The sequence below is a fragment of the Candidatus Defluviibacterium haderslevense genome (genome assembly GCA_016712225.1).
In the GTDB taxonomy this organism is placed as follows: Bacteria; Bacteroidota; Bacteroidia; order Chitinophagales; family Saprospiraceae; genus Vicinibacter; species Vicinibacter haderslevensis.
In genome coordinates this window covers 2,180,698-2,191,364 of sequence record JADJRL010000003.1, presented here as the reverse complement: position 1 = coordinate 2,191,364, position 10,667 = coordinate 2,180,698, and the positions used below count along the sequence as shown (strand labels likewise).

Annotated in this window: 2 protein-coding genes; both read right to left on the bottom strand. The window is 33.3% G+C overall.

Annotated elements, in window-relative coordinates; all coding sequences use genetic code 11:
• Nucleotides 1-258: 258 nt before the first annotated feature.
• On the bottom strand, nucleotides 259-3,069 hold the full coding sequence (locus tag IPK88_08725) for a VCBS repeat-containing protein (GenBank protein MBK8243497.1): 2,811 nt from the start codon (nucleotides 3,067-3,069) through the stop codon (nucleotides 259-261).
• Nucleotides 3,070-3,394: 325 nt separating this feature from the next.
• The gene (locus IPK88_08720) at nucleotides 3,395-10,381 is read right to left on the bottom strand and encodes a T9SS type A sorting domain-containing protein (protein MBK8243496.1); all 6,987 of its coding nucleotides are present in this window, start codon (nucleotides 10,379-10,381) and stop codon (nucleotides 3,395-3,397) included.
• Nucleotides 10,382-10,667: the final 286 nt, after the last annotated feature.

Genomic DNA, 10,667 nt, shown 5'->3' with positions numbered 1-10,667 from the left:
AGTTTTGGGGCACTTTCAATTATTTCCTAATTTATTATGGTAAGTAGTTAGGTCTTTATTGGATCAGAAGTTTAGATTTACGCTAATGCCCTCAAAATTTAAAATACAGCAGATTGAATTGTATGAATTTAATGCTTATGATATTTTCAAAATTAAAATAAATTCTTATTATTAATTTATAGATTGCATCAATTAATAATTACAAATTATTCATCATCTATCACATAATAAAATACTTAAAATCGATTTCAATTTATTTTACAACTTGACCCATTTTATGAACCAAGATTGTCCACCTTGGGTTATTTTAATATTATAGATACCTGTTTGGATATTGGATACATCGATATTGATCTTGTTATGATCAATATTAGTTGTGCTGATTAATTTACCGTCTAAATTATAAACTGCCATTTTTCCTGGTGAAGTCAAAGCAGAATGTATAGATAACACATCCGATTTTGAAGGGTTTGGATAAATATAAATCAGATCATTGTTAATTAATTCTGAGGTCTGTGTAACAAATGAAATTTTAGCTTCTATTCGCTCGCTGGAACATATTAAATCCGGTTCTCGTATCTCCCAATTAAAAAAATAATCATAGGCATTAATACCTCTTGAAGATCCACTAATTCTTAGAAATTTTGAAATATTGTATGGATATAACACTTCTTTATTGCTACTAACTAATTTTGGACTTTCACCTCCGAGATTAATATGATTGATCACAGGATTAGTTGAAATTGAATAACTACCCTTGACCAAATTAAAAAATAATGGAATTTGACTTTCATAACTGGTAATATTAATTTGAACAGAATCTATTACTTTTCCTTGGTCATTTATTAATTGAAATTCCCTTAATCCTTTAATATCTGAAAAAACAGTTATAGAATTTAAAATACATGGTTCAAAAACATCAAAAGAAATTTTTGCATTGATATCGTCTGAATGATATTTTTCGATGTCATTAAATTTAGGATATATTTCACCCCCATAAATTGATTTGAAAATATGAATGGAATTGGATTCAACCCAAAAAGAAGTATCATGACGAATCGTATCTGTTATGAATGCATTACCATCATAAAACGGATTAATATCATTTTGATGTAAATACCATCTAATATGGTCCCCCATAGCAGATAAATTCACTACATCTGGTTTACTCAATTTAAACTCTGAAATATTCGGTTTAGAAGGATTCAATAATTGCTTAAAATCAAGTGTATCTGTATAAAAAAATTGACATAATCCAGAAACTTTAGCAAAATATAAACCACTGTTATTTACGATTATGTTTGGGGTAGTTTCAAGGGTAGACCAGGTTAATTCTTTAAATCCATTGACTTTTAACTCAATTTGCTGTATTCCACAAAAAGCCTTTTCTCCATTGATATTCAATTTTGGATGTTCTACAGGATTTACTTCTATTGAAACACTTTCACTGATTACAGGGCAACCATCATCATCATTAGCTTTATAAAATAAAAACTGATCACTTGTTAAGGTTCTTATCGAATCAGTATTGTTGTCATTCCAAACTACATTTTTTAAATTAGGCTCACTCGATAGTATCACAGAATCACCATTGCAAAATTGAGTTGTTCCAATAATTGAAATTTTATTTTGAAGTTTTATACAATTGTTTTCTGTAACCAGATATCTATGATCAGCATTAAGACTCTGAAACAAACTTCTTTTTCCATTAGGCCATTGGATGATCAAACTATCAATCAAAGTGTCATTGGACAAACCAAAGTGTAAGCTGTGTGAATTCTGAATACCATAACTTTCTCCTGCAGATAATTGTCGCATTTGTAGTTTATCTTTAACAAATATCCATGCTTTTGCCCCAATGGCATTTGGATTAGATTGTTCTCCTTTGAGCACTAAATCAATATAATGATTTTGATTTTGATTATTTAACCACAATGTATTTGAAGTAACTCTTGGGTCATTCAACAATTCAGGATAAGCTGAATAAATATCAAGAAATCCATCACTATTAAGATCTCCAACTGCAAATGATGCAAAACCAATTTCACCAAATAATTGATTCTTTTTTATAAATTTATTATTTCCCAAATTTTCGAAAATAATCGCTTCAGATCCTGATATCAAAATATCCAGATCACTATCATTATCAAAATCTCTAAATAGTGCTTGTATAGGTGTTCCACCGATTTCAAAACCTGATGAACCATTGATATTTACAAATTTTTTGTTGCCGATATTTTCCATCAAAAAACTTGAAGATCCATGATTTAATATTATTGCATCCAGATCACCATCATTATCTATATCCCCAAAATCTGTTGTCCAACTTTGACTTCCATCATCCAAATTAAATTCCTTGGCATTCTCAATAAAATTTCCATCTTGATTAATATACAACCTGTTAACGCGTCTTAGATCCTTTGGATCAGTTGCTATTCCTCTGCATTTAGATAAATAAACATCTTGATCATTATCACCGTCTATATCGATAATGGCAACACTATAGTTGCCAGCTTCATCTAACACAGGATTAATTGAAAAATCTATTAGACTTGTATCCCTTACAAACACCCTGCTCATTTGATTTTTAAATATTCTTGGTTTAGCATTATCATCACAAATAATGATATCAAGGTATCCATCATTATTTAAATCTGAAAGCGTACTACCCTGAGTAAAAAATATAGATTCAGGAACGACGCTTTTTGTAAAACCCGAATTTTCTTGATAAAAGATGATGATGCCCTCATAATCTCCACCAATGATAATATCATTTAGACCATTTCGATCCATGTCACCAACGCACAAAGACCAACTCGGTTGGGTTAGTACTCTGCCTAAACTTTTCCAAATCCATCTTTTGGTGTCTGTCTGATATCCAATCCATAAATCTTTACCCTGATCGAAAGCAATAATATCATCAAACAAATCACCATTAATATCTGCTATGCCCATTGACAAACCGTTTTCAATAGGGCTATCTATAGGATTTGGTCTTGATGAATTAAATTGTATTTGGCTATTTGCATCATTACATACCAATAAAAAAAGCAAAAGTAACTGTTTCATTTAAGTCAATTGATTTTACAAATATAAATTAAAATATTTAAACTTTCATAATATCAATTTTCAAGTTTACATTATGCTCTTTAGATATAAGAGATTAGGTAATTAGTCTTACGCTTTCCTAAATATATCTATAATCTTAATTTTAAAAAATATCTATTGATTTGGGGATTTAAAATTTACTTTGAAACATTACACGTTTTTTACCTGTTCGAAAAAAATCAAAACTACATCTTATACGATTAATGGATATTTATCAGGCCTTGCTTTCAATAAAAAAAGGCTTGCCCTGAATTACAAGACAAGCCTTTTGATTATATTCATTGGATTAATTTCGATTAACTGTAAATGTTTTATTTAAGATTGAATTTTTAGAAATGATTTGTATATTATATTGACCGGAAGGTAAATAACTAGTATTTATTATTTCTTTATAATTTCCAGCTTTTCTATAACCACCAAATGGATTGGTTAATACATTTTTTCCAGATTGATCAAATACTCGCACTTCTAAATCTGTTTCATCACCTAATGTTATATTAACTTTCAAAAAGTCATCCGCTGGATTTGGATAAATAGTTATATCCATTTCTGATTTTTGATGGATTCGAATAGAAATTATTTTACTGTATGTGTATGTTCCATCTTTATCTATCTGCTTCAACCTATAGTAGTAGATTCCTGATTGATTTACGTTTACATCGTTATAATTATAATTTTGTTCTGAAACTGCAGTATTCGGATTGGATTTTAATTGTCCAATCATTGTGAAACCGGATTCAGTTTCGTGACGTCTTTCAATTTCAAAATGGTCATTATTAATTTCAACTCCTGTTTGCCAATTTAATTCAGTGTATTTTCCATTCCATTGACCATCGAATCCTAACCATTCTAAAGGCAACACTTGATAAACCAAACCAGCATCAATGGTTGGCATAGCATCTCCAGTTTTGATTCTATAGACTCTTGTTGTCCCATAACCATTTGATCCATCTACATCATTATCAACCGGATCTACTCCACTGTGTGCATAGGTAAAACTTAAATTAGATGGAGGTATGAATTTTACATAATAATCACCTTGACCAATTCCGTCCAACATATAATGTCCGTCATTTGCTGAAACAGCTTCGCTCACCATGTTTCCAGTAGTTTTACAGTAGGCTTTAATTTGGACACCAGCCACTGGTTCTTCGCCAGCATCTTGCAGTCCGTTATAATTTCTATCCAACCAAATATAATCTCCAACAGTTGCTTTGTTTTGGAATCCAGCACCAACATTTAAATACTTTTCTCCGCCTGTTAAGAGGAACATTCTTGTTGTATTGATTCCATTTTCATGACCTATATCAGAATCCTTATCTGTGTTTCCTCCCTGAAATACAACTGAAGATGCTAAAAATCCTGGTCGTTCAAATTGGATATAATACGTGCCTGGTTTTATACAGGAGAACATATAAAAACCATCATCAGAAGGAGTAGCTGGATTAACGGCAGTCAATACTTTACTGATTATTTTTCCAGTCGTTGCATCAACAAGATACACTTCTAAACCATTGATTCCATTTTCATTATAATCAAATATACCGTTGGCATTAACATCAAAGAACACTCTTCCTGAAATCATACTGCAGACAGGAATTGAAGTACATGCTGTATCACATTCAACCAATATGTTGTTGTAAGATAACAAAGATTTATTAAATAAGGCTTCACCGGCAGATGGTATTCCCAATCTGTCTCCACAATCACTTAAATTATGATTTCCCGGACCTTGATTGGACAAATCCAATTTCACGTTTATAGAAATAACATAAAACTGATTATCACCAACATCTATATTTTGATTACGAGCTAAAGCCCATGGTCCACTACCATTTAATGTATTATAAAAAACTCCAAATACTGTTGAAGCAAAAGAATAACTTGCATTTAATATAATGATATCGTCATCAAATGCTGGTGCATCATCTAAATCATAAGTCCCTCTTCTACCACCAATATTTCGTACATCAATTTTATATTCCACACGATAATTTCCATTTCCAAGATCGGTAACGCCACCAAATAATGATTTTTGATGAACGACATAAGGAACATCTCCACAAGCTGTATCACGTTGGTCAATACTTCCATCACTCTTAATATCTAATCTGGATTCATTAAATAAGCCTTCACCTGGTATAGGATATGTTGTATTTTGTTTTCCACAACGGCTGTATTTGTTATCACCAACACCATCTTCAAGATTAATCGAAACATTAACTCGTAAGGTATATGTCTGCACTCCTCCGCCCGATATTACCTGATTATTTGCCAATGTCCATGGACCTAAGCCAACCAAATTTAATGGACCAGGATTAGCGCCATTGCCCATTGCATTGCTAGAATAATTGGCACTAGTAATAATAATATCATTATCAAATTCCGGACGATCAGTTAGTGTATATTTATCACTCGCTCCTCCCAAATTCTTTACAATGATATTGTATGTTACTTCAAAACTTCGACTTCCTGTCTGTACTTGATTAACCAGAATTTTTTCATGAACAATATATGGTAGATCAGCGCATGCTGTATCCCGTTCATCAACTCTTCCATCATTATTATAATCTAATTGAGATTCATTAAACAATGCTTCATAAGCTGATGGTTTATTATTTAATGCCTTTCCACATTGATAATAGATATTGTTTCCAGTTGAAGTTAAACTTAAATCAATTTTCACATTAAAAGTCAATGTATATAAGTGACTTGCATTAGCATTTATGACTTGATCATCCGCCAATATCCAAGGTCCATTGCCATTTAAAGCTCCTCCAAAATTACCTGGTGCGTTTGTTGTAAATGATGCACTCGTTGTAGCAATATCATCATCAAACAAAGCATTATCTTTAAGGTCATATGCACCTTGATATCCTATATTTTTAACCAAAATACTATACACAACAGTGTAGGTGTTTAATCCAATATTTGTTACAGAAACTAGATTTTTTTCGTGGGTAATTTTTGGACTACAATCTATAACACTAATTTTAACTTTATCTGTTGCAGTACATGAATTAGCATCTGTTACTGTGACTGTATATGTCGTTGTAGTGGTTGGGCTAACTAATTTCGATTGACCTGATCCCAAACCATTATCCCACATATAACTGTAATTCGCGGTTCCCCCAGTTGCAATTGCACTTATGGTTGCATTGTTGCCACTGCAAATTTCCTGATCAATTCCAGCATCTACTGATGGACCATTTATTTTATTAATCGTACTCATTGCTGTAGCAGTACAACCCTTAGAATCTGTAACAGTAACATTATAAGTTCCTGAAGATAAATTACTAATCATTTGAGTTGTTGAACCATTGGACCATATATATGTATATGAAGCTGTTCCTCCAGTTGCATTGGCTAATGCGGAGCCATTTGCAAGTCCGCATTTTGCATCTGTTTTATTTATTGTAACACTTGGATTCGGATAGATAATAATTTTGATTTGATCAGTAGCCGTACAACCATTGACATCTGTAACAGTAACAGTATAAGTAGTAGATGCAATTGGTGTTACTGATTTATTTGAGCCATAGCCAAGTCCATTATTCCATTCATAGGTATAAGTTGGAGTTCCTCCTGTAGCTAAAGCACTTAAATTAAATGTTGAACCCAAACATCCTGATTGATCGATGCCTGCATTAACTGATGGCCCATTTGTATTTCCAATGGTAGTGGTTGCTGTTCCAGTACATCCTTTTGAATCAGTTACTGTAACTACATAAATACCGGCATTTAAATTATTAATGGTTTGGGTACTAGCTCCATTTGTCCAAGCATAAGTATACGGTGCTGTTCCTCCAGATGTTGAAGCTGTGGCTGACCCATTTGCAAGATTACATTTTGAATCCGTTTTATTAATGGATACACTTGGAGTTGGGTTGAGAATAATTTTAACTTGATCTGTGGCCGTACAACCATTTGCATCGGTAACGGTAACTGTATAGGTTGTAGAAGCGATAGGTGTTACTGTTTTGTTTGGGCCACTACCTAATCCATTATTCCAAGCATATGAATAGGCTGGAGTTCCTCCAGTTGCAATTGAATTTAAATCAAAGGTTGATCCAAGACATCCTGTTTGATCGATTCCAGCATTTACAGTTGGACCATTTATGTTACTGATTGAAGTAGTTGCAGTCGCTGTACATCCTTTTGAATCCGTAACCGTAACAAAATAATTACCTGATGATAAATTATTGATGGATTGGATTGTAGCACCGTTAGACCAAAGATATGAATATGGTGAAGTACCATTAACAGGATTAGCTGTTGCAGAACCATTGGCTAATCCACACTTGGCATCTACTTTATTAATACTCACACTTGGATTAGGATAAATTATAATCTTAACTTGATCTTTTGCTGTACATCCATTTACATCAGTTACTGTGACTGAATAAGTTGTTGTTACATTTGGCGATACAGTTTTATTTTGTCCATTGCCAAGCCCATTATCCCATGTATATGCATAAGTAGGAGTTCCTCCTGTCGCAACTGAATTTAAATTAAATGTACTGCCAATACATCCCGATTGATCAGCACCGGCATTTATCGATGGACCATTAGTATTATTAATGCTTGTAGTTGCGGTTCCCGTACACCCTTTTGAATCGGTTACTGTAACATTATAATTTCCTGATGTTAGGTTACTAATTGTTTGAGTTGTAGCCCCATTAGACCAGATAAAAGTATAAGGTGATGCGCCCCCAGTTACATTGGCAATTGCAAACCCATTTGCTAATCCACATTTGGCATCTGTTTTATTAATGGTTACACTTGGATTAGGATAGATAATTACTTTTACTTGATCAGTTGCAGTACATCCATTGGCATCTGTTACTGTCACTGTATATGTTGTTGTCGCGTTAGGTGCCACTGATTTATTCTGACCTGCACCAAGACCATTATCCCAAGCATAAGTATAGGGTTGTGTTCCACCTGATGCCACTGAATTTAAATTGAACGAACTGCCAATACATCCCGATAAATCAGCTCCTGCATTTACAGAAGGACCATTAGTATTGTTAATTGTAGTTGTTGCTGTTCCCTTACATCCTTTTGCATCTGTTACAGTTACTATATAATTTCCTGTCGTTAGGTTATTAATCGTTTGACTTGTGCCACCATTTGACCAAATATAAGTATACGGCGTTGTACCACCTGAAGCATTAGCCGTTGCAGAACCATTTGCTAATCCGCATTTCGCATCAGATTTATTGATTGTTACACTCGGATTTGGATAGATTGTTACCTTAACTTGGTCAGTTGCAGAGCAGCCATTTGCATCTGTAGCAGTAACTGTATAGGTTGTCGTGGTATTAGGATTAACTGTTTTAATTTGACCATTACCAAGGCCATTGTCCCACATATAAGTGTATGCAGGCGTTCCTCCTGAAGCCAGTGAACTTAAATTAAATGAAGATCCAATACATCCTGATTGATCTACTCCTGCATTTACAATTGGACCACTGGTTATTGTCAATTGAACAGATTTTGTTGCAGTACAGTTTTTTGAATCTGTTACAGTAACTGAATAATTTCCAGAACTCAAATTATTGATGGTTTGAGTTGTCGCTCCATTAGACCATAAATAACTATAAGGCGATGTACCACCAGTTACATTGGCCGTTGCAGACCCATTATTAATTCCACATTTTGGATCTGTTTTAGAAATTGAAATATCGATCGTAGGATTTACAAAAACGATTACCGAACTAGTTGCTGTACATCCTTTAGAATCTGTAACAGTTACCATATATGTTGTGGTTTGAGTTGGGCAAACATTTTTATTTGGTCCGCTTCCCAAGCCATTATTCCATTCATAAGTATACGCTGGAGTTCCACCACTAGCTACAGCTTTTAAATCTGCACATTTTCCTGCACATACTGTCTGATTAACTCCAACATCAACAGTAGGTTTAGGATACACTAATACAGTAACTACATCTGTTGCTGTACATCCATTAGCATCTGTAGCTGTAACCGTATAGCTAGTTGTAGTTGCTGGACTTATTGTTTTAGATTGTCCGGTTCCCAATCCATTACTCCATGCAAATGTATAGTTTGGCTTACCAGCTACTGCATAGCCATTTAAAGTAGTACTTTGTCCAACACAAATCTTACCACAAACAGAAGCATTTGCTGATGTCAAATCTCCACCAGACAGAAAGAAATTAAAATCGAATTGACATGATGTTTCATAGTTAAATGTATTTGGTTGACATATAATACTATAATCCAACCAAGAACTTGCTCCAAAATTATTAGTAACTCCGTATAAACTTCCGTTGGTTCCCAATTGTAGCGCAGCCATTTTTCCTTTTACTGCAATTACACCGCCTAACATGGCTTCCTTCCCAACAAAACTTCCTTTCATACCCGTATAATAGTACCAATTTGATGTTGCTGATCCGGTACACCCTTCTAAATGTGGGTTTCCAGGAGGAGCAGAATAAGTTCTACCAGAAAGAATTAAAGTAACATCAAATTTATAAGTTGGTAAATCTACATTTTGAATTTGCATTTCAGCATAGGCCGTACCATCACAATATTCTTTGAAAGTACCACCAGAAATTATTTTCCAATATTTTCTATTACCTGAAGTTCCACCATTTATATTGTCTAACAAACAGTCTGCATAAAAAACACGATCTACAGCACCTGAACAACTTATTTCATTACTGATGGTACGCGTTTTTACTAAATTCAAATCTGTTTGCGCCAATGCAGTAAAATCAGCACATGGTGATGTACCTGTAAGGCAGAGTTGATCTACTTTCAACCAATTGCCATTCGTTCTACCCTGTATTCTTACGGTTACTGTTCCTGCAGGAACTAATGAATTAATGACATAATAGCTCATATTTGGCAATGAACCATCTACATCAACCATGGATTCACTTATAGGATTTCCAAGATTATTCAAATATTGTATCCCGAATTTTTGATTGAATGAATTGTCATGCACGCCACCATAAAAAGTTAATGTCAAACTGGTACCAACATTAATAGTAGTTATGTCTTGATGAAAAGTTCCCAATCCGGTAATGTGTTGAAAATGTCCAGCGTACGTTCCGCATTGAGCTGCATAGGTATTAGAAGTGAAATTACCATTAGCAAAAGTCCAATTTGTAATTCCGTTTTCAAAGCTAGGGTTAATAATATAATTTCCTGGACAATTACAGCTTTGAGCAGAAATAAGTTTAAAATTCAGAAGTATTAAACTAAATAATAATACAGAACTTTTTAATAAAATTCGCTTGTTCATGATTTTGGCTTGATTAAATTTTAATATTGACTTCCTGCAACTGAAAAATGGATTAACATCTGCAGAAAGAATAAAACAATCAAGTCATCACCAATAAGATCAAAATGAAAGACATTGAATATTTTACTTCACTTATGACAACTATAAGGAAGGAATACCCCTATGACTTTTCATTCAATTTTTTTAAAAAAAGATTTAATTATGATTCACTATCATTTTGAATGATCTAATATTAAACACTAATAGAAATATATATAATAAATATTTATATTATAATTATTACAAT

Excerpts from the sequence above, each read along its gene's own strand:
- IPK88_08725 (MBK8243497.1), bottom strand. The coding sequence starts at position 3,069 with ATGAAACAGTTACTTTTGCTTTTTTTATTGGTATGTAATGATGCAAAT.
- IPK88_08720 (MBK8243496.1), bottom strand. The coding sequence starts at position 10,381 with ATGAACAAGCGAATTTTATTAAAAAGTTCTGTATTATTATTTAGTTTA.